The organism is Rhizobium sp. WSM1328 (assembly GCF_057653715.1).
This window is the reverse complement of sequence record NZ_CM172788.1, coordinates 4,635,931-4,653,885: the sequence shown is the minus strand read 5'-3', so window position 1 is coordinate 4,653,885 and position 17,955 is coordinate 4,635,931. Positions and strand designations below refer to the sequence as shown.

Annotated in this window: 24 protein-coding genes and 1 tRNA gene; 11 read left to right on the top strand and 14 right to left on the bottom strand. The window is 61.6% G+C overall.

What is annotated here, in order from left to right:
- Positions 1–13 precede the first annotated feature (13 nt).
- The 4 genes from pheS to infC all read right to left on the bottom strand — a co-directional run bounded on the left by pheS (position 14) and on the right by infC (position 2,756).
- Positions 14–1,096, bottom strand: a complete 1,083-nt coding sequence (gene pheS / locus AC2444_RS22980) for a phenylalanine--tRNA ligase subunit alpha (protein ID WP_012759784.1) — start codon at positions 1,094–1,096, stop codon at positions 14–16.
- Between the two features lie 150 nt (positions 1,097–1,246).
- Entirely contained in the window at positions 1,247–1,651 is a 405-nt protein-coding gene (rplT, locus tag AC2444_RS22975; protein ID WP_012759783.1) for a 50S ribosomal protein L20, read from the bottom strand.
- Between the two features lie 38 nt (positions 1,652–1,689).
- The gene (gene rpmI, locus AC2444_RS22970; protein ID WP_012759782.1) at positions 1,690–1,893 is read right to left on the bottom strand and encodes a 50S ribosomal protein L35; all 204 of its coding nucleotides are present in this window, start codon (positions 1,891–1,893) and stop codon (positions 1,690–1,692) included.
- Between the two features lie 326 nt (positions 1,894–2,219).
- On the bottom strand, positions 2,220–2,756 hold the full coding sequence (gene infC / locus AC2444_RS22965; protein ID WP_072640862.1) for a translation initiation factor IF-3: 537 nt from the start codon (positions 2,754–2,756) through the stop codon (positions 2,220–2,222).
- 177 nt (positions 2,757–2,933) lie between these two features.
- Between infC and AC2444_RS22960 the strand changes: the two genes are divergently transcribed.
- Positions 2,934–3,767, top strand: coding sequence for an alpha/beta hydrolase (locus AC2444_RS22960; protein ID WP_012759780.1), 834 nt, complete (start codon positions 2,934–2,936; stop codon positions 3,765–3,767).
- A 165-nt stretch (positions 3,768–3,932) separates the two neighbouring features.
- Positions 3,933–4,532, top strand: a complete 600-nt coding sequence (locus tag AC2444_RS22955; RefSeq protein WP_012759779.1) for a transglutaminase-like cysteine peptidase — start codon at positions 3,933–3,935, stop codon at positions 4,530–4,532.
- A 162-nt stretch (positions 4,533–4,694) separates the two neighbouring features.
- On the opposite strand, the gene mbfA is transcribed toward AC2444_RS22955, so the two are convergent.
- The gene (gene mbfA, locus AC2444_RS22950; RefSeq protein WP_012759778.1) at positions 4,695–5,678 is read right to left on the bottom strand and encodes an iron exporter MbfA; all 984 of its coding nucleotides are present in this window, start codon (positions 5,676–5,678) and stop codon (positions 4,695–4,697) included.
- A gap of 226 nt (positions 5,679–5,904) precedes the next feature.
- Here mbfA and AC2444_RS22945 point away from each other — a divergent pair, with 226 nt between their 5' ends.
- Positions 5,905–6,372 carry a group III truncated hemoglobin gene (locus AC2444_RS22945; RefSeq protein WP_003544609.1) on the top strand — a complete coding sequence of 156 codons (468 nt, stop codon included), beginning with the start codon at positions 5,905–5,907 and terminating at the stop codon, positions 6,370–6,372.
- Between the two features lie 43 nt (positions 6,373–6,415).
- Here AC2444_RS22945 and AC2444_RS22940 read toward each other — a convergent pair whose 3' ends face one another.
- From AC2444_RS22940 to AC2444_RS22930, 3 genes are all read right to left on the bottom strand, one after another.
- Entirely contained in the window at positions 6,416–7,327 is a 912-nt protein-coding gene (locus AC2444_RS22940; protein ID WP_012759777.1) for an EamA family transporter, read from the bottom strand.
- A gap of 72 nt (positions 7,328–7,399) precedes the next feature.
- Positions 7,400–7,975 carry a recombination regulator RecX gene (gene recX / locus AC2444_RS22935; RefSeq protein ID WP_012759776.1) on the bottom strand — a complete coding sequence of 192 codons (576 nt, stop codon included), beginning with the start codon at positions 7,973–7,975 and terminating at the stop codon, positions 7,400–7,402.
- 9 nt (positions 7,976–7,984) lie between these two features.
- Positions 7,985–9,010 carry a histone deacetylase family protein gene (locus tag AC2444_RS22930; protein WP_012759775.1) on the bottom strand — a complete coding sequence of 342 codons (1,026 nt, stop codon included), beginning with the start codon at positions 9,008–9,010 and terminating at the stop codon, positions 7,985–7,987.
- A gap of 133 nt (positions 9,011–9,143) precedes the next feature.
- Here AC2444_RS22930 and AC2444_RS22925 point away from each other — a divergent pair, with 133 nt between their 5' ends.
- Positions 9,144–9,755, top strand: a complete 612-nt coding sequence (locus AC2444_RS22925) for an HAD family hydrolase (protein ID WP_012759774.1) — start codon at positions 9,144–9,146, stop codon at positions 9,753–9,755.
- Between the two features lie 15 nt (positions 9,756–9,770).
- Here AC2444_RS22925 and AC2444_RS22920 read toward each other — a convergent pair whose 3' ends face one another.
- Together AC2444_RS22920 and AC2444_RS22915 are read right to left on the bottom strand one after the other, a co-directional pair.
- Positions 9,771–10,289: a GNAT family N-acetyltransferase gene (locus AC2444_RS22920; protein ID WP_012759773.1), complete on the bottom strand. Its 519-nt coding sequence runs from the start codon at positions 10,287–10,289 to the stop codon at positions 9,771–9,773.
- Positions 10,290–10,313: 24 nt separating this feature from the next.
- Positions 10,314–10,880 carry a helix-turn-helix domain-containing protein gene (locus tag AC2444_RS22915; protein ID WP_012759772.1) on the bottom strand — a complete coding sequence of 189 codons (567 nt, stop codon included), beginning with the start codon at positions 10,878–10,880 and terminating at the stop codon, positions 10,314–10,316.
- Between the two features lie 151 nt (positions 10,881–11,031).
- Here AC2444_RS22915 and tenA point away from each other — a divergent pair, with 151 nt between their 5' ends.
- The 4 genes from tenA (at position 11,032) to AC2444_RS22895 (ending at position 14,227) form a co-directional block, all read left to right on the top strand.
- Complete coding sequence (gene tenA / locus AC2444_RS22910) at positions 11,032–11,730, top strand: thiaminase II (RefSeq protein WP_012759771.1); 699 nt, start codon at positions 11,032–11,034, stop codon at positions 11,728–11,730.
- Positions 11,731–11,806: 76 nt separating this feature from the next.
- A complete protein-coding gene (lepA, locus tag AC2444_RS22905; protein ID WP_012759770.1) occupies positions 11,807–13,639 on the top strand; it encodes a translation elongation factor 4 in 1,833 nt (610 codons plus the stop codon).
- A gap of 58 nt (positions 13,640–13,697) precedes the next feature.
- The gene (locus AC2444_RS22900) at positions 13,698–13,928 is read left to right on the top strand and encodes a type II toxin-antitoxin system CcdA family antitoxin (RefSeq protein ID WP_012759769.1); all 231 of its coding nucleotides are present in this window, start codon (positions 13,698–13,700) and stop codon (positions 13,926–13,928) included.
- Positions 13,928–14,227 (top strand): CcdB family protein, encoded by a 300-nt coding sequence (locus tag AC2444_RS22895; protein ID WP_012759768.1) that lies wholly within the window; start codon positions 13,928–13,930, stop codon positions 14,225–14,227. The genes AC2444_RS22900 and AC2444_RS22895 overlap by 1 nt, the downstream gene beginning before the upstream one ends.
- Positions 14,228–14,229: 2 nt before the next feature.
- Here the strand turns inward: AC2444_RS22895 and AC2444_RS22890 are convergent, their stop codons facing one another.
- From AC2444_RS22890 to AC2444_RS22880, 3 genes are all read right to left on the bottom strand, one after another.
- The gene (locus AC2444_RS22890; protein WP_012759767.1) at positions 14,230–14,682 is read right to left on the bottom strand and encodes a GFA family protein; all 453 of its coding nucleotides are present in this window, start codon (positions 14,680–14,682) and stop codon (positions 14,230–14,232) included.
- 84 nt (positions 14,683–14,766) lie between these two features.
- A complete protein-coding gene (locus AC2444_RS22885; RefSeq protein WP_012759766.1) occupies positions 14,767–15,315 on the bottom strand; it encodes a sugar O-acetyltransferase in 549 nt (182 codons plus the stop codon).
- Positions 15,316–15,326: 11 nt separating this feature from the next.
- The gene (locus AC2444_RS22880; protein ID WP_171815707.1) at positions 15,327–16,103 is read right to left on the bottom strand and encodes a type 1 glutamine amidotransferase; all 777 of its coding nucleotides are present in this window, start codon (positions 16,101–16,103) and stop codon (positions 15,327–15,329) included.
- Positions 16,104–16,193: 90 nt separating this feature from the next.
- Between AC2444_RS22880 and AC2444_RS22875 the strand changes: the two genes are divergently transcribed.
- Positions 16,194–16,487 (top strand): Rdx family protein, encoded by a 294-nt coding sequence (locus AC2444_RS22875; RefSeq protein WP_003544579.1) that lies wholly within the window; start codon positions 16,194–16,196, stop codon positions 16,485–16,487.
- Between the two features lie 9 nt (positions 16,488–16,496).
- Here AC2444_RS22875 and AC2444_RS22870 read toward each other — a convergent pair whose 3' ends face one another.
- Positions 16,497–16,916 carry a BA14K family protein gene (locus AC2444_RS22870; protein WP_012759764.1) on the bottom strand — a complete coding sequence of 140 codons (420 nt, stop codon included), beginning with the start codon at positions 16,914–16,916 and terminating at the stop codon, positions 16,497–16,499.
- Positions 16,917–17,085: 169 nt separating this feature from the next.
- Between AC2444_RS22870 and AC2444_RS22865 the strand changes: the two genes are divergently transcribed.
- Together AC2444_RS22865 and AC2444_RS22860 are read left to right on the top strand one after the other, a co-directional pair.
- Positions 17,086–17,172 (top strand) — tRNA-Leu (locus AC2444_RS22865).
- Between the two features lie 237 nt (positions 17,173–17,409).
- Positions 17,410–17,694: a hypothetical protein gene (locus AC2444_RS22860; protein ID WP_012759763.1), complete on the top strand. Its 285-nt coding sequence runs from the start codon at positions 17,410–17,412 to the stop codon at positions 17,692–17,694.
- The last annotated feature ends 261 nt before the right edge of the window (positions 17,695–17,955 follow it).

The window sequence follows — 17,955 nt, the reverse complement described above, 5'->3', positions numbered from 1 at the left end:
CCCAATTCTCCGTTCAAGCGCTGAGGCCGCCGAACAGCGTCGGCATGTCGAGCGGGCGGAAGCCGTAATGCGTCATCCAACGGACGTCGGCGTTGAAGAAGTCGCGCAGGTCGGGCATGCCGTATTTCAGCATGGCAATGCGATCGAGGCCCATGCCCCAGGCAAAGCCCTGATATTCGTCCGGATCGAGCCCGCCGTGACGCAGCACGTTCGGGTGGACCATGCCGCAACCGAGGATTTCCATCCAGTCGGTCCCCTCGCCGAACTTGACGATCGGGCCAGAGCGGTCGCACTGGATATCGACCTCGAAAGAGGGCTCGGTGAAGGGGAAGAAGGACGGGCGAAAACGCATCGTCACGCTGTCGACCTCGAAGAAGGTCTTGCAGAATTCTTCCAGCACCCAGCGGAGGTTGGCGACATTGGCCTTCTTGTCGACGACCAGGCCTTCGACCTGATGGAACATCGGCGAATGGGTGGCGTCCGAGTCCTGGCGGTAGGTCTTGCCGGGAATGATGATGCGGATCGGCGGTGTCTGCGCCTCCATGGTGCGCACCTGCACCGGCGAGGTGTGGGTGCGCAGGACCTTGCGCTCGCCATTCTCATCCGGGTTGAAGAAGAAGGTGTCGTGCATCTCGCGGGCCGGATGGCCTTCGGGGAAATTCAACGCGGTGAAATTGTAATAATCAGTCTCGATGTCGGGACCTTCGGCGATCGAGAAGCCCATGTCGGCGAAGATCGCGGTGATTTCGTCGACGATTTGGCTGATCGGATGGATACGGCCGCGCTCGGCCGGCGAAGAGCGCACCGGCAGGCTGACATCGACCGTCTCGGCCTTCAGCCGCGCATCAATCGCCGCTTGCCGCAGCGTCGTCTTGCGGGTGGTGAGCGCCTCGGTCACCGCGTTCTTCAGAACGTTGATCGCCGCGCCCTTGCTTTGACGCTCTTCCGGCGTCATGGCGCCGAGCGTCTTCAACAATTCGGAGACGGAGCCCTTCTTGCCGAGGGCGGAAACGCGCACGGCTTCGAGCGCCGTCTCGTCATCGGCGGCAGCGATTTCGGCGAGCAGCGATGTGTTGAGCTGGTCGATATCTGACATTGTCACTTCTTTCCGTCCAGTATCAGGCGGGCGATCGGGAGGCAGGCGGCGCCAGCCGGCGCCAGGAATATAAAGAAAGAAAAACCCGCGCTAGCCCAAACCAGCGCGGGTTTCCCAAAATCATAAATTCAAAAGCTTGGGAAGCGCTGGTTACTTGACCGCGCCTTCAAACTCGTTCGTCGTGCCGGCTTCCTTGAGGTATTCAAGAGCCTTCTTGGCAGCGCTGACCAGCGCGCCGAATGCTTCCGGCTCGTGGATCGCCATGTCGGAGAGAACCTTGCGGTCGACTTCGATGCCAGCCTTGTTCAGGCCGTCGATGAAGCGGCCGTAGGTCAGGCCGAATTCACGCACAGCGGCGTTGATACGCTGGATCCAAAGCGCACGGAAGTTGCGCTTGTTGACCTTGCGGTCGCGGTAGGCGTACTGCTTCGAACGATCGACTGCAGCCTTGGCGGTACGGATGGTGTTCTTGCGGCGGCCGTAAAAGCCCTTTGCGGCCTTCAGAACCTTCTTGTGCTTGGCGTGAGAGGTGACGCCTCTTTTTACACGTGCCATATCATGATCTCCTTAAATCTAGCGTTCGCGGACGAGTCTCAGAGACCGTTCGGCAGGTAATTCTTGATAACCTTGCGGCCATCCGGTTCTGCGAGAACCATGGTGCCACGTGCATCGCGAATGAACTTGTTGGAACGCTTGATCATGCCATGGCGCTTGCCAGCAGCGGCAGCCTTGACCTTGCCTGACGCGGTGATCTTGAACCGCTTCTTGGCAGAGGACTTCGTCTTCATCTTGGGCATTTTGCTACTCCTTCTGTCCTCCCTGCGCGCTTCATCAAAAAAGCCCTTCCCGCGAAGTCCGGTTCTCCGGCCGTCGCAACAAGGTGCGGGAGCGTTTGTTGTTGATCTGCGGCATCGGCGACGAACCGTTCCGCAAGCATTCGAAACTGCCACGGCATGCCCTGCCGGTCAGTTCGGACGCGCGCTTATAACCGCAGCGTCATGAAAGTGCAACGGGGCCGCGGAGGAATCTTCGCGCCTCCCAAAATACACCGGCCCAAAGCAGAATGGCAGAAAGCACAAAAGCCGCCCTTGCGGACGGCCTTGGGCGAAAAACTGCCTGGCGCTTATTTCGGCGCCAGCACCATCATCATCTGGCGGCCTTCAAGCTTGGGTTCGGCTTCGACCTTGGCGAACTCGATCGTATCGGCCTTGACCTGCTGCAGAAGCTTCATGCCGAGTTCCTGGTGGGCCATTTCGCGGCCGCGGAACTTCAGCGTCACCTTGACCTTGTCGCCTTCGTCGAAGAAGCGACCCATCGCCTTCATCTTCACCTCATAATCATGGGTGTCGATGTTCGGGCGCATCTTGATTTCTTTGACTTCGACAATCTTCTGCTTCTTGCGCGCCTCGGCAGCCTTCTTCTGGTTGGCATATTTCAGCTTGCCCAGATCGAGGATCTTGCACACCGGCGGTTCGACATTGGGGGAAATTTCGACGAGATCGAGGCCGGCTTCTTCCGCCATTTTCAAAGCCTGGTCGGTGGGCACGATGCCGACATTCTGTCCATCAGCCCCGATCAGCTGAACTTTGGGAATGCGGATTTCACGGTTCGAGCGCGGTCCGTCCTTCACGGGCGCATCGGTTTTAAAAGGTCTGCGAATGGTCGTATTCTCCTCGCGTTGTTTTCGGAACGTTGCAGCCTCGCGCTCCCGATCAGGGGCACAAACGTGTCGCGTCATCGCTGCAACGGAGTCAATATCATCCTTTAGCGGAAAAATCACCCGCTGTCAGCCTGCCAAGAATCTGTTTTATAGGCCAAAACAACAGGAGGTTCGCCGATGTCCGATCAGATGCCCGATTCCGCGCCGCAGTTCCTGACGGTTGGCGAGGGCGAGGCGGCGCGTGAGATCGCCATGCTCGTCCGCCCGGCGCAGGCCGGCAATGGCGCGCCGGCGCTCGTCTGGCTGTCTGGATACCGCTCCGACATGAGCGGCACCAAGGCGGTGGAACTCGACGGGCTGGCGGCGGAACTTGGGCTCGCCTGCATCCGCCTCGACTATTCCGGCCACGGACTTTCCGGCGGCAATTTCGGCGAGGGCACGATCTCGCGCTGGCTGGAGGAGGCGCTTGCCGTCATCCGTCATGTCGCGCCCGATCGGGTGATCCTCGTCGGCTCGTCGATGGGCGGCTGGATCGCGCTCAGGCTGGCGCAGGAGCTTGCGCGGCAGGGCGGCGTGACGCTCCCAAAGCTCGCAGGCATGGTGCTGATTGCGCCGGCGCCCGATTTCACCTCGGAGCTGATCGAGCCGAACCTCAAGGCGAAAGAGCGCAAATCGCTGGCCGAGCGCGGCTATTTCGAAGAGCGTTCTCAATACAGCCCGGAACCCAACATCTATACGCGGGCGCTGATCGAGGACGGCCGAAAGAACCGGGTGCTCGACGGCATCATCGAAACCGGCTGCCCGGTGCACATTCTCCAGGGCATGAAAGACGCCGACGTGCCGCATGCGCATGCGATGAAACTGGTCGAACATCTTCCCGCCGACGACGTGGTGCTGACCTTCGTCCGCGACGGCGACCATCGCCTTTCACGCCCCGGCGATATCGCGCTTCTCCTGAGTGCCGTCAAAGGCATCATCCGTTCATCAACAAATAGGCAGATGCCCGCCTGAATGGCAGAGGCGGATAAATTCGCCTGCTGCAGGTCCCCAAGCCGTTGCATTTTAACCATGTCGGCGAGTCGCAAGGTCCTCCCAAGAAGTAACGATTGACTCTTTTGTGCCCTCTCCATTAACACTTTGTTAATAAATAAGGGGCGATGCAAGGAAAGAGCGGGCGTGCGGATCAAGGGTATCTTTGTGGCCATGATGGCCGTGTTTGCGATGGCGACGGCCGCCATACCGGCCCCAAGCAGAAATGCTTCAATGGTAACGGGCAATGCCACCTCACAGCCGATCGGCCACTACGATTTCTGTCAGATCCACCGCAGTGAATGCGGCGCAAACCGCAACGCAGGCCCGGTCGCCATGAACCCGGGGAAGTGGTCGCTCGTGCGTTCGGTCAACGCCACGGTCAATCGCACGATCACGCCGATGACCGACAAGGAAATCTACGGCAAGGATGAGGTCTGGGCCTATCCGACCACCGCCGGCGACTGCGAAGATTTCGCGCTCTTGAAGCGCCGCATGCTGATCCAGCGCGGCTTTTCGGCTGCCGACCTGCTGATGACCGTCGTGCGCAAGCCGGACGGCGAAGGCCATGCCGTGCTGACGCTGCGCACCGCCGAGGGCGATTTCGTGCTCGACAACCTCGCTTCCGACGTCAAGCCGTGGTTTGGGACGCCCTATTCCTTCGTCAAGCGCCAGTCGAGCTACAATGCCGGCCGCTGGGTCACCATCGAGAACGGCCGCGACGTCCTGGTCGGCGCGCTGCGGTAAGAGTTGCAATAGAGAATGTGGAAAGGCCGGCGGTTTGCCGGCCTTTTTGTTTTGTTGGTTTGGGATGCCGCACCGTCTCCCGGCCCTTCGCTTTGGGCTCAGGGCGTTCGTCGCTGCAATCGATTCGCTGGATCGATTGCTCGGGCTGCGCCCGACCGCTCCTCACCCATTCCCGATCAGGATACCGGCGCCGAGCACCAGACCGCCGCCGAGCACCACCTGGAAGGCGGCGCGCAGGAAGGGGGTTTCCATGTAGCGGTTCTGGATGAAGGCGATGGCCCAGAGCTCGAAGAAGACGACGACAGCAGCGGTGATCGTCGCCGTCCAGAAATGCGGAATCAGATAAGGCAGTGCGTGGCCGAGGCCGCCGAGCGCCGTCATGATGCCGCAGGCAAGTCCGCGCTTGACCGGCGAGCCTCTGCCGGAGATCTTTCCGTCGTCATGGGCGGCTTCGGTGAAGCCCATCGAGATGCCGGCGCCGACGGAGGCCGAAAGACCGACGAGAAAGGTCTGCCAGGTATCCTGGGTGGCAAAGGCGGCGGCGAAGATCGGCGCCAGCGTCGAGACCGAGCCGTCCATCAGTCCGGCAAGGCCCGGCTGCACATAGGTCAGCACGAATTGCCGATGCACCGTCGCGTCCTCGTCGTGCTTGACGTCTTCGGGCGTATGTTTGTCGCCTAGCATGCGGGCGATATCCTCATGTCCCTGTTCGGCGAGGGCGAGATCGCCGAGAAGCTCACGCGTCGAGGCGTCCGAGGTGCGTTTTGCCGCCTCGACATAGAAACGATAGGCCTGCTCCTCCATCGCCTCGGTTTCTTGCCGCATCGCATCCAGCGAAAGGTTTGCCCTGAGCCAGTCGGGCTTGCGTTCGTAAAAACCCTGCACATGCTCGCGCCGGATCAGTGGGATGCGCTCGCCGAAACGCTGGCGATGGATTTCGATCAACGATTTTCGGTGCGTATCCTCGACCTCGGCCATATCCTCGAAGACCTTGGCCGAGGCCGGAAAATCGCGGCGTAGCCTGTCGGCATAAGCAAGATAGATGCGGGCATCGTCTTCCTCGGAGGCGATCCCAAGGGCAAGGATCTCCTGCTCGGACAGCGATTCGAAGGATCGTTTCGAGGATCTGAAAAACCGCGCCAGCATGATCTTCTCCAATTTTTAGAATTATTCTAAATCTAAAGAGCGCGGCGGTGGCGGTCAAGTGCGTGGGGCAATTCAAAGTGCTACAGCGTCCTTTTGCGCGGCTCGAAAAAACGCGCGGCGCCGCAGGCTGCTGACAGATTGCCGCAAGCGGCGCGGACGACTTTGGCGCGCTGCCATAAATACCTATATGAGAGGGCGCCGCATCACGCGGCGCCGGGGTTTTGGAATGGACAATGACATTCAGGGCCGCCCTGCCCATGTCGCGGCGATCCGCGAAAGGGCGGAGGCGGAGATGCGGGAAATGGGCGTCGACGCGGCCTTCATCGACAGGCTGGTCGAGACCTTTTACGGGCGCGTGCTCGCGCATCCCGATCTCGGCCCGGTGTTCGACGCCAGGCTATCCGGGCGCTGGCCGGAGCATATGGCGAAAATGAAGAGCTTCTGGTCGGCCGTTGCCTTCCGCAGCGGCGCCTATGGTGGCAAGCCGGTGCAGGCGCATACGGGTGTCCAGAACCTGACACCCGATCTCTTTCCGAAGTGGCTGTCGCTGTTTGCCGCAACGCTTGACGATATCGCGCCAACGCCGGAGGCCAAGGCCTGGTTTATGGCAACGGCGGAGCGGATCGCCAAGAGCCTGATACTGTCGCTGTTCTACAATCCGGCGCTCGACGATCCCGCCCGCAAACCCGCCTGATCCATCTTGTAGAGACGGCGTTCCCAAAAACGCTGACACTTTTCTAGCTCTTCGCCGCCGAGGCGGTGGCGCCGGCGCTGGCCGCCACGACGAGCGCAGTACCCAGCATCTGCAGCGCGGTCATCGGCTGGGCGAGGATCAGAAAGCCGGCGAGAGCGCCGAGCGCCGGTTCGAGGCTCATCAAGATGCCGAATGATGCCGACGGCATGCGCCGCAGCGCCACCATCTCCAGCGCATAGGGCAAGAGCGGCACAAGAATGGCAAGGCCGAGAACCTCGACCAGTCCCTTCAGCGTGAAAGCGCCCCCTGTCTCGGCAAGACCGAAAGGAGTTGCGACGAGGCCGGCAACGAGCAGTGACATCGAGAGACCTTCCAGCCCCTTGAAGGCGGCGCCGACCTTCTTCGTCAGCAGAATATAGACCGCCCATCCCACAGCCGAGCCGAGGGCGAAGAGGACGCCTGAGGAATTGCCGACCCAGCCTTCGCCGTCATGGGCGAGGAAGAGAATGCCGGCCGCAGCGATCAACGGCCAGGTGAGCCGCCAGGTCAGGCCATAGCCGAAGACGGCGACCGAGAGCGGCCCAAGAAAATCGATGGCGATCGCCAGACCGAGCGGCAGCCGCTGGATCGCAGCGAAGAAGCAGAGCGTCATGGCAGCCGTCGTCGTGCCGAGCAGCAATGTCGCCCGCCATTGGGCGCCGCTATAACGCAGCACCGAAGGCCTGATGACGGCGGCAAGGATGATCGCCGCGAAAGCAAGCCGCAGCCAGGTGGCGCCGGCAACGCCATAGGTCGCAATGGCTGACGAAGACAGTGCCGCGCCGAACTGGATCGACGACATCGACATCAGGCACATCGCGACACCGGCCGCCAAGCCGCCCGAAGCCGACGATACGCCCGGCTGCGCAATCAAGGCTGCGCTATCCGTGCCGGTCTCGATATTCTTGATGTCCATGTGGCCCCCGATCCTGGCGCGGTTCTAAGCCGAAGACGGGGGAGAACCAAATTCAATCTTTTCATGCCGGGATCAAGAGCGCTGATGCTGAGGCACCAAAGATCGGCCGGCGAGGATGACCTCTTCCGCGTCTTCGAAGCTCATGTCGAAGATCTTCCTGCCGATATCGAAGCTGAAGCCGTTGCGGGCGAAAGCCGAAAGCTCTTTGGCCTTTCGCTTTTCGTCAAGCTCGACCCGGCGGAAGGGGCCGAAGGCGCGCTTGCGGGCAAATATCGCTGCGGCATAGAGATCGTCAGCCTCTTCAAGTGCAGCCCCAACCTTGTCGCTGGAGACGCCCTTGGCAGCTAGCTTCTGGGCGATCGCGCGCTTCGATTTACCGCCGCGCACGGCAGAGCGCGTGCTGATCTCCGCATAGGCGCTGTCGTCGAGCACCTTGTTGTCATAGGCAAATTTGACCGCGAAATCGGCGATGGCCTTGAGTTGCGCCGCGCTGATATCCTCGAATTTCTCCTTCGCCTTGCGGCTGATGGCGTCAAACAGCTGCTTTTCCGTCATCATCCGTCGCTCCAGGCGATAGATAGCGGAGTTGCGCGCCCAGCTCAGCATGCGGGATGTCGGGATATCGGATGGAACGGTCTCGTCGGTCATCGGCGGTGATCAGGCTTCCAGACCCTTGAGGACGTTGGCGACGTTAAGGCCGATCTCCGGCACGCCGTAACCGCCCTCCATGCAGGCGAGCACCGGCAAGCCGGTGGCTGATATCATCGCGCCCATGCGGGTGAAATCGTCCGAGGTGAGGCTGAAGAAGGAGATCGGATCGCGCTCGAAGGTATCGACGCCGAGCGCCACGACGACCGCCTCGGCGCCGAATGTCTTGATGCGGGTGAGCGCATCGGCAAGGGCCGAAGACCAGACATCCCAAGGCGTGCCCGGCGGCATCGGATAGTTGCGGTTGCTACCTTCGCCCTCGCCCTCGCCTTCCTCGTCGGCATGGCCGAGGAAATAGGGAAAGGCATGCATGGGATCACCATGCAGCGAGGCGGTGAAGACATCGCCGCGGCGATAGAAGATATCCTGGGTGCCGTTGCCATGGTGGAAATCGACATCCAGCACCGCGACTTTCCTCGCACCGCTATCGAGCAGCCGCTGTGCCGCGACGCCCGAATTGTTGATGAAGCAATAGCCGCCGAAGAGATCGATGCCGGCATGGTGCCCGGGCGGGCGGCAGAGCGCGAAGGCGAAGCGATTGCCCTGCGTCAGCCAGTCGGCGCCTGATATAGCACAGCGCATGGAAGCGATCGCCGCCTCGTAGGAGCCCTTGGTGATCGAGGTATCGGCGGCATTGGCGTAGTGGCCGATCGCGCCGACGATATTGTCGGGTACACGCTGGCTGGTGCGGCGAACGGCAAAGGAATTGGCGATCGCCTCGCCGGTGAAACCAGCCGCCACCCAGCGGTCCCATACGGTGGCGAGAAAATCCAGATAGGCGGGATCATGTACTTTTCGAGCCGTTTCCAGTCCGTGCGGATCGGGCGCCACGACGTCGGTGAAGCCCGCCTGCTTGACCGCCGCAAGAATCCATTCGGCGCGGAACGGCGCCTCGAAGGGCGTCACCAGTTGGCCGGCGTGCAGCTCGGTCCTGGCATCGCGCAGCTTGTGATCTTCGGAATAGATGACGCGCATTTCAGATCTTGCCCTTGATTGACAATGGAGATTTACACGGCTCGGCCCCGACAAAAAAGCCGCGCGACCTCTTGATCGTCTGGAATAATGACGCCACCTTCGCCGGTGATTTGAGAACGAGGAAATTTTCCGCATGAAAGTGCTGATGGTCGATGTCGACGGCGTGCTCATTCATGGTCGCCCGACCGATGGCCTGCCTCTCTTCACCTATCTCGAGCGCGATCTCGGGCTGCGCCTCGACCTGCTGCAGCAGGAATTCTTCCAGACCCACTGGGGCGATATCATCATCGGCCGCGCGGCGCTGGAGCCGAGGCTCGCCGGCGTTCTCGCAAAGATCGCGCCCCACCTCAGCGCTGAAACGCTGATCGACTACTGGTTCGAAAACGATTCCCGCCTCGATCGCAATCTGCTGGAAGAACTCGCCGCTCTCAGGCAAAGCGGCATCACTCTCCTGCTGGCGACCAACCAGGAGCATAGGCGGGCGCGCTACCTGATGGAGCAGATCGGCCTTAACGCACATTTCGACGACATCATTTATTCCGCAGCACTCGGGCACAGCAAACCTTCGCCTGACTTTTTCCGAATGGCGACCGAGCGGGCCGGCGTGCTGCCCGGCGAAATCGCTTTCATTGACGATATGGCGGTGAATGTCGAAGCGGCGCGGCAATTCGGCTGGAATGCCGCGCAATGGACGGCGGGCGCGACGCTTGGCGGCGCGTTTCCGGTCTTCGCCAGGCCGGCATGAGCGGGACCGGCGCAATCAGGCGAGCCGTTTGTAGAACAGGGTGGTGGCGCAGAAGCCGCCTTCCGGCCACAGCGCATAATCGGGGATGACGCCGACGCGCTGCCAGCCCAAGCGCGGATAGATCGCCTCGGCATCGCTGCCGGTTGCCGTGTCGAGCACGAGCAGGGTCTTGCCGCGGCTTGCTGCCTCGCGTTCGGCGGCATCCATCAGCAGCCGGGCGAGCCCCCTGCCGCGGGCCGAGCGATGCACCAGCAGCTTCTTCAGATCGCCGCGATGCGGCTGGTTCGGCATCTGCGCGGCACCCACCTGGACGGTGCCGACGATCCTGCCGTCGAGTTCAGCGACCAGTAGCAGATTGCCGCCGGTGGCAACGGCATCGGCGACATCACACCAATAGGGCTCGGCGTCCTCAGGCCCATAGGGCTGCATGAAGCCGACGGAGGCACCGCCCGCGACGCAATCGACAAGCACTTGCGAAAGGGCCGGAACGGCAGCGCGGGCCTCCTCGGCGGAAAGGATACGAATAGCGGGCATACTGTTCTCCTGAAATGAAAGCTGTTATCGGCCGCCGCGATCGAGCACGACGCAATAGCGTGCCGGCATATTGCCGGGATTGTGGAAGACGTGACCCTCGCCGACCGGCATGAAGAGGCAATCCCCCGGGCGCAGCCGGTAGACAGTCTCAGCCGCCGTCATCTCCAGCTCGCCGTCGAACAGCCAGATATGCTGCGTCATGCCATGGACGCTCGCATGCGGGGGGAAGCTGACGCGGGCGCCGGCCGGGAATTCAACCTCGACGATATCGACATCCGAAGCCGTGCCCGGGGGTGAAACAGACCGGCGCATATATCCCGTCTCCGGATCGCGCCAGACCTGCTGTTCCTGCCTCCGGGCGAGCGGCGAGGCCTGCCCGTCTTCCGCAAAGAAGGCCGACAGCGACAGGCCAAGCGCGGCGCAGATCCTGGCCAGCAGCGAGGCGGTCGGGCTCGCCTCCGCCCGCTCGATGCGCGAGATCATCGCCCGGCTGACGCCGGAGGCCGCAGCAAGATCATCGAGCGTCAAAGCCTTTTCCTGCCGCAGCGTGCGGATGCGGATGCCGATCGCCTGTTCGAGTTCCGGTTCCATTTTCCCGTCCAATTTACCAGTCCAATGATTCCACTATAAGAGAAATACATTATCTGATAATGGAATCAAGTGCCTACGAAAAGCGGCCAAACGCGCCTTGCTTTCGCCGCTGCGCCGTCCATATATGGCGGCGTAATCCGAGGAGAGAGTGATGGACGCCAGCACGCAGAGCACGGAACTGACGGGAAGCTTCACGGCTGCCGCCTGGGACAGGATCGCGCCGATCATGGCTGAAATCGAGGCCTTGCCGCTGCTGCAGCGGCTTTCGGACGGCACGCTACCGCCGGAGGTTTTCCGCCATTACATCCTGCAGGATGCGCTCTACCTCAAGCATTATGCGCGATGCCTTGCGATCGTCGCGGCCAAGGCACCCGACAATGCGCAGGTCCTGCGCTTCCTCGGTTCGGCACAGAAGGCAATCACCGTCGAGCAGGGCCTGCATGCCGGCTTCCTCACCCAGTTCGGCATCACGTCTGCCGACGTCACATCAGCCGAACCCTCGCCTGCCGGCTTTGCCTATACCAACTTCCTGCTTGCCACCGCCTATCACAGCTCCTACGCGGTGGCGCTGTCCTCCATCCTTCCCTGCTTCTGGATCTACTGGCATGTCGGCGAAGCGATCAAGAACCGGCCTGCTATCGAAGGCAATGCTTTCCAGGCCTGGATCAACACCTATGGCGATCCGCAATTTGCCGCCGGTGCCCGCGAAGTGATCGCGCTGACCGACATCGCCGCCCGCGCCGCATCGCCGGTGGAGCGGGCGCAAATGACCGATGTCTTCGTGCGCGCCTCGCAATATGAATGGATGTTCTGGGATTCGGCCTGGCGGCTGGAGACGTGGCCGGTCTGATCGGCGCCCGGCACAGGACGAAATAGCGTAAACAGCAGGATAATTACCGCTTTGCGGCAGGGGGCGGCGCTGCTATATGGCGCGCATGAGCACCAATTCCACCACTCCGCTGTCCCATATCCGCAACTTTTCGATCGTGGCCCATATCGACCACGGCAAATCGACGCTGGCCGACCGCCTGATCCAGACGACGGGCGGCCTTGCCGAGCGCGAAATGTCCGAGCAGGTGCTCGACAATATGGATATCGAGCGCGAGCGCGGCATCACCATCAAGGCCCAGACCGTGCGCCTGCATTACCAGGCGAACAACGGCGAGAAATACATTCTCAACCTGATCGACACGCCCGGCCACGTCGACTTCGCCTATGAAGTCTCACGGTCGCTGTCGGCCTGCGAGGGCTCGTTGCTCGTCGTCGACGCCAGCCAGGGCGTCGAAGCGCAGACGCTTGCCAACGTCTACCAGGCGATCGACAACAACCACGAGATCGTCACCGTCCTCAACAAGATCGACCTGCCGGCCGCCGAACCCGACCGCATCAAGGAACAGATCGAGGAGGTGATCGGCATCGACGCTTCGGAGGCGGTGCTGATTTCGGCAAAGACCGGCCTCGGCATTCCCGATGTGCTGGAAGCGATCGTCCACAGGCTACCGGCGCCGAAGAGCCCCGGCGGCGAAAAGGCGCCGTTGAAGGCGCTGCTCGTCGACAGCTGGTACGACGCCTATCTCGGCGTCATGGTTCTCGTCCGCGTCATCGACGGCGTGCTGACCAAGGGCCAGACGGTGCGGATGATGGGCACCGATGCGAAATACCAGGTGGAGCGCGTCGGCGTGCTGACGCCGAAGATGGTCAATATCGACCGCCTCGGCCCCGGCGAGATCGGCTTCATCACCGCCTCGATCAAGGAAGTGGCCGATACCCGCGTCGGCGACACGATCACCGAGGACAAGCGGCCGACGGCCCAGGCGCTGCCGGGCTTCAAGCCGGCGCAGCCGGTGGTGTTCTGCGGCCTCTTCCCGGTCGACGCCGCCGATTTCGAGGATCTGCGCGCCGCCATGGGCAAGCTTCGCCTCAACGACGCCTCCTTCTCCTTCGAAATGGAATCGTCGGCGGCTCTCGGTTTCGGCTTCCGCTGCGGCTTCCTCGGCCTGCTGCATCTGGAAATCATCCAGGAACGGCTGGAGCGCGAGTTCGACCTCGACCTCATCGCCACCGCACCCTCGGTCGTCTACAAGATGTTTATGACCGACGGCACGGAGCGCGAGTTGCACAATCCGGCCGACATGCCCGATGTCGTCAAAATCTCGGAAATCCACGAGCCGTGGATCCGCGCGACAATCCTGACACCCGACGATTATCTCGGCAGCATCCTGAAGCTCTGCCAGGACCGGCGCGGCATCCAGATCGAGCTTACCTATGTCGGCACGCGTGCGATGCTGACCTACGACCTGCCGCTCAACGAAGTCGTCTTCGATTTCTACGACCGGCTGAAGTCGATCTCGAAGGGTTATGCCTCCTTCGACTACACGCTGACCGACCACCGCGAGGGCAACCTCGTGAAGATGTCGATCCTCGTCAACGGCGAACCGGTCGACGCGCTGTCGATGATGGTGCACCGGACGGCCGCCGAAAAGCGCGGCCGCGACATGTGCGAGAAGCTCAAGGAGCTGATCCCGAAGCACATGTTCAAGATCCCGATCCAGGCGGCGATCGGCGGCAACGTCATTGCCCGCGAGACGATCTCGGCGCTGCGAAAGGACGTGACCGCGAAATGCTACGGCGGCGACGCTACCCGCAAGCGCAAGCTGCTCGACAAGCAGAAGGCCGGCAAGAAGCGCATGCGCCAGTTCGGCAAGGTGGAAATTCCGCAGGAAGCGTTCATCGCAGCGCTGAAGATGGGCGACGAATAACGCTTCTCAACGGTATTTTATGCGCATATCATCTGCGCATAAAATTGAGGAGATCGTTATGGCTCAGCAGACGAGAAAAGCAGCGAACCTGTCTCTTGACGAAAATCTGGTCTCCCAGGCGCGCGCGCTTCAGATCAACATATCCCGGGCGGCGGAAGACGGCATCGCACAGGCCATAAAGGCGGAGCGCGAGCGGCTTTGGCGTATCGAGAACGCTGAGGCTATCCGTCTGGAAAACGAATATGTTGAAAAGCACGGCTTGCCCTTCGCCAAATACCGTCAGTTTTAATGGCACGCTTTCACGTCTATCGCCTTAAAAGCGGAAATCTCCTGGCCATCGATCTTCAAGCCAATCTGCTTGACGATCTGCCTTCGCGCGTCATGGTTCCGTTGCATCCAGTACAGGAACTGAGCTGGTCGATCTCGCGACTGAACCCACGCTTTCCTATTGAGGGTGAAACCTATGTGATGGCCACCCAGCGCATGGCATCGGTCCCGACCGCGGAAATTGGAAAAGTGGTGGCGGATCTATCGGGCAAAAGCGATGCCATCATCGGCGCCACGGACTTTCTCTTCCAGGGCTTCTGAGATCAACTTCGCGCCATATACTCCTTCACCAGCCCCTCATAGGCCTCCATCTCGGGCAACGCCTCGTAGCTGTGCACCGCGCCAGTCTCGGCGAAGGACAGTTTCTCGCTCGTCCATGTCTCGATGAAGGGGGTGAACCAGCTCGGATCGTCGAGCATGGTCGCGCGCAGATTGACGAACCAGTCCATGCCTTCCGGCCGGGTGAACATCCAGCTCATGCAATGCGGGCAGAAATAATGCTTCGTGATGCCATGCAGGCCGCCGATCACCGGCTCGCCTTGGGTCACCTCGAAGCCTTCGCTCGGGATGGCCGCACTCAGCGAATAGGCGCTTGATGTCATCTTCTGGCACCCGGTGCAATGACAGGCCATGGTGAGCAGCGGCGGGGCGCTGATCTTCAACCGCACCCGGCCGCAACGGCAGCCGCCTTCGGTGGGTAAGGTTCGCTCGCTCATGATGTCCTCCCGTTTTGCCTTTTGATCTAGCGGAACTTTCGTCGCTGTCGAGATGGCGAGGTCATCGCGGCCGCTTTGCCGGCGTTATCGGATGCGGGCTGGATTGCCGACCACGGTTGCGCCGGCCGGCACATCCCTGGTCACCACTGCACCGGCGCCGACGATCGCACCGTCGCCGATCGTGACGCCGCCGAGGACGATGGCGCTGCCGCCGATCCAGACGTCATTGCCGATCGTCACTGGCCGGGCGATCTCGATGCCGGTGCTGCGCAGTGCCGGCTCCTTGTGATGCTCGGCGCAATAGATCTGCACTCCAGGGCCGAACATGCTGCGATCGCCGATGCTCACACGGCCGGAATCGAGAATGGTGCAGCCGGCATTGAAATAGACGCGTTCGCCGAGAGTGATATTGATACCGTAGGAGCAGTGAAACGGCGCTTCGATGAAGACATTGAGTGCTGCATGCGCAAAGAGCGCCCTCAGGGCCGGCGCGACGGCGCCACGCTCATCCGGCGGCAGCGTGTTATGCGCGTGGACGGCTAAGCGCGCCTGCCGGCGCAAGAGATCAAGCTCGTCATCGAGGCAGCAATACCATTCGCCCGCCGCCATCTTCTCGCGTTCGCTGGCCGGCATCGCATCACCCCTCAAGCCGAGGCCTGCGACAGCATTTCGACCTCTTCCCGCTCGATCAGGCTGACCCAGGCGCGTGCGATGGCAAGGCCCGCGGCATCGGCTGCACCGGCGTGTCTTGCCGCCAGTTCGGCATGGTTCTCCAGCCAGCCCGGCGCAATGCGCGCGATCGTATCGGGAAATTCGGCCTTCCATTGCGCGACGACCTCCGAATTGGCCTCGAAATGGAACTGGGTGCCATAGACGGCGCGGCCGATGCGGAACGCCTGGTTCTCGGCAACGGGGCTCGAGGCGAGGCGCACCGCACCCTCAGGCAGGGAAAACGTGTCGGCATGCCATTCGAAGATGGTGAATTCGCCGCCAAGCGCCGACAGCAGCGGATCGGCCCGGCCCTCGGCGGTGACGCCGATCCCGTGCCAGCCGAATTCGCGGGCGGCGCCCAAGAGATTGTCGGCGCCATAGGCGCGGGCAAGGATCTGGCTGCCGAGGCAGATGCCGAGCACCGCCTTGCCGGCATCACCGAAGCGGCGCGTGAGCCGGACGAGTTCCGGCAGATAGGGGTGGGTTTCGTCATCCAGCGCGCTCTGCTCGCCGCCGAGAACGACCAGCGCGTCATGGCCCGATATATCTTTCGGCAGGATGCCATCCTGCCATACCCGGAACCATTCGATCTCCGCGCCCGCCTCTTCGAGAGCAGCGGCAAGCGCGCCGAGGCCGGTATTCCGCATGTTTTCGATGACTGCGACGCGCATGGGCTCTTCCTGGTATGGCCGATCACGGGAAGAGACCATGGCGGAAGGCGGTGCGCAAGACGCTTGTGAGAGGGCGATTGCGCGCACGCGCCACAGGGCTTAAATCTCAGCAAACGAAAGGATATCGCCATGACCGAAAAAGCCCGCGTCACGATCCTCTACTGCACCCAGTGCAACTGGCTGCTGCGCGCTAGCTGGATGGCGCAGGAGCTGCTGCATACCTTTTCCGACAGCCTCGGCGAAGTGGCGCTGATCCCCGCCACCGGCGGCAATTTCGAGATCCGCGTCAATGGCGATCTGATCTGGGAGCGCAAGCGCGACGGCGGCTTTCCCGGGCCGAAGGAGCTGAAACAGCGCGTCCGCGACATCGTCGAGCCCGGCCGAGATCTCGGCCATGTCGACCGCGCCTCGCTCGAAAGCTGATCACGACGATCATCGGTAGGGCGAGCGGCAGGTCTTGTAGATGCCCTCATACGTCAGGAAACGATCCGTCCTCGGATTGTAGGAACGGTATTCGTTGCTGCACCAGGCAGCATGGCTGTTCATGTCACGCGGCTTCGGCTGCACCCTTTGCACCGGTGGCGGATCATAGGTCAGCTGCGGCCGGCCGGCAGCGCCCGGCCGGTAATAAGTTGGCCCCGCGCCGCGTGGACGGTAGTTCGGCTGGACATAGGCGGGACGATGCCATTGCTGCGGCCCGAAACCGAAGCAGCCGCGAAAATCGCAGAGCGTCGACCCCGTGTTCAACGGCCCAATCCCCGGCTTGCCCAGCTTCAGCGAATCAGCCCCGGCGATGGCGGGCGCGAGAATGGCGAGAAGGCCGGCGAGCAGAAGCGTGCGGGGAGCAAGCATGAGGCATTCCTTTCGGGTATTTCCCTTATATAGGGCGCACCAGCCGGAGCGCTATGCCCGCCCTCCGGCGCTCCCGCCCATGTGATCGGCTGCTTTTTCACTAACTGTCAGAAAAACTTCAAAAACCCAGTTGACAGTCAAGAGCCACCCCCTTACATCGCTCTCCGTCGCCCAGATGGCGGAATTGGTAGACGCGCCAGCTTCAGGTGCTGGTACCCGAAAGGGTGTGGAGGTTCGAGTCCTCTTCTGGGCACCATTCCATTCTTGATCGCTACCAAGATCAAGGAGTTAAGCCTTTTCAGCTAGAGTTGCGCAGGTGCGTTGCAACAAAGCCCGTCGCGATGCGATCAAAGGCTTGTTCGCTCAATAGCTCCCAAGATCTCTCCGAAGCCCTCATTTCTAGATGTTTATTCCTGCCGCTCTTGATAGCTGGCCTGCATTGACTCCCTCACTCTCAAATGCGAACATAAAGCGAACATATGGAGTCTTGCTGATGATCCGATTCGCCACAACCCCAGCCAGCACCCCCGAGCCTATAAAGGCCCGCGAGGTGTCAGCTGCCAAGCCGGCCATTGAAATGCCGCCGCCGAAGCCGGTCATTGAGGTAGCCGCTGCGGGGCCTGCGGCCGGTCTGCTGGTGCCCAGCTCCGTGGCAGACGAGCTCGGCTCCGACACTCGGCCGAAAACCACCAAGCCAGCACGCCGTGCGGCAACAAAGCGTAAGCCCAAGGTCGTCGAGGCAGACGACGCTTCCCTCCAGCTTCGTCTGGAGGCATAACCGCACACGATCCGGCCAAGGTTTGGCGGCGCGGGGGGACTCCCACCATAATCTATATAGCACTTCGGAATCCCGAAATTGGCTGCGGGATTGAAATCATTGGATGTTTCTCCACGGCGACAGCCCGCGAAAGGCGTCGAATTTCGGAATCCCGAAGCGGGGGAATTTCGGGTTCCGAAGTGGGATTTTTTCTTCCCGCCGACGCGCCCGCCTTTGTCGGCAGCAATTGGCGGGCAGTATCTGACGCTCTCCTATCAGGAT

Excerpts from the sequence above, each read along its gene's own strand:
- AC2444_RS22960 (WP_012759780.1), top strand. The coding sequence starts at position 2,934 with ATGTCCGATCAGATGCCCGATTCCGCGCCGCAGTTCCTGACGGTTGGC.
- tenA (WP_012759771.1), top strand. The coding sequence starts at position 11,032 with ATGGACGCCAGCACGCAGAGCACGGAACTGACGGGAAGCTTCACGGCT.
- AC2444_RS22920 (WP_012759773.1), bottom strand. The coding sequence starts at position 10,289 with ATGCCCGCTATTCGTATCCTTTCCGCCGAGGAGGCCCGCGCTGCCGTT.
- AC2444_RS22870 (WP_012759764.1), bottom strand. The coding sequence starts at position 16,916 with ATGCTTGCTCCCCGCACGCTTCTGCTCGCCGGCCTTCTCGCCATTCTC.
- pheS (WP_012759784.1), bottom strand. The coding sequence starts at position 1,096 with ATGTCAGATATCGACCAGCTCAACACATCGCTGCTCGCCGAAATCGCT.
- AC2444_RS22930 (WP_012759775.1), bottom strand. The coding sequence starts at position 9,010 with ATGCGCGTCATCTATTCCGAAGATCACAAGCTGCGCGATGCCAGGACC.
- AC2444_RS22895 (WP_012759768.1), top strand. The coding sequence starts at position 13,928 with ATGGCACGCTTTCACGTCTATCGCCTTAAAAGCGGAAATCTCCTGGCC.
- mbfA (WP_012759778.1), bottom strand. The coding sequence starts at position 5,678 with ATGCTGGCGCGGTTTTTCAGATCCTCGAAACGATCCTTCGAATCGCTG.
- rplT (WP_012759783.1), bottom strand. The coding sequence starts at position 1,651 with ATGGCACGTGTAAAAAGAGGCGTCACCTCTCACGCCAAGCACAAGAAG.
- AC2444_RS22915 (WP_012759772.1), bottom strand. The coding sequence starts at position 10,880 with ATGGAACCGGAACTCGAACAGGCGATCGGCATCCGCATCCGCACGCTG.
- AC2444_RS22900 (WP_012759769.1), top strand. The coding sequence starts at position 13,698 with ATGGCTCAGCAGACGAGAAAAGCAGCGAACCTGTCTCTTGACGAAAAT.
- AC2444_RS22860 (WP_012759763.1), top strand. The coding sequence starts at position 17,410 with ATGATCCGATTCGCCACAACCCCAGCCAGCACCCCCGAGCCTATAAAG.
- AC2444_RS22875 (WP_003544579.1), top strand. The coding sequence starts at position 16,194 with ATGACCGAAAAAGCCCGCGTCACGATCCTCTACTGCACCCAGTGCAAC.
- AC2444_RS22925 (WP_012759774.1), top strand. The coding sequence starts at position 9,144 with ATGAAAGTGCTGATGGTCGATGTCGACGGCGTGCTCATTCATGGTCGC.
- lepA (WP_012759770.1), top strand. The coding sequence starts at position 11,807 with ATGGCGCGCATGAGCACCAATTCCACCACTCCGCTGTCCCATATCCGC.
- AC2444_RS22940 (WP_012759777.1), bottom strand. The coding sequence starts at position 7,327 with ATGGACATCAAGAATATCGAGACCGGCACGGATAGCGCAGCCTTGATT.
- AC2444_RS22885 (WP_012759766.1), bottom strand. The coding sequence starts at position 15,315 with ATGCCGGCCAGCGAACGCGAGAAGATGGCGGCGGGCGAATGGTATTGC.
- AC2444_RS22890 (WP_012759767.1), bottom strand. The coding sequence starts at position 14,682 with ATGAGCGAGCGAACCTTACCCACCGAAGGCGGCTGCCGTTGCGGCCGG.
- AC2444_RS22880 (WP_171815707.1), bottom strand. The coding sequence starts at position 16,103 with ATGGTCTCTTCCCGTGATCGGCCATACCAGGAAGAGCCCATGCGCGTC.
- recX (WP_012759776.1), bottom strand. The coding sequence starts at position 7,975 with ATGACCGACGAGACCGTTCCATCCGATATCCCGACATCCCGCATGCTG.
- rpmI (WP_012759782.1), bottom strand. The coding sequence starts at position 1,893 with ATGCCCAAGATGAAGACGAAGTCCTCTGCCAAGAAGCGGTTCAAGATC.
- AC2444_RS22945 (WP_003544609.1), top strand. The coding sequence starts at position 5,905 with ATGGACAATGACATTCAGGGCCGCCCTGCCCATGTCGCGGCGATCCGC.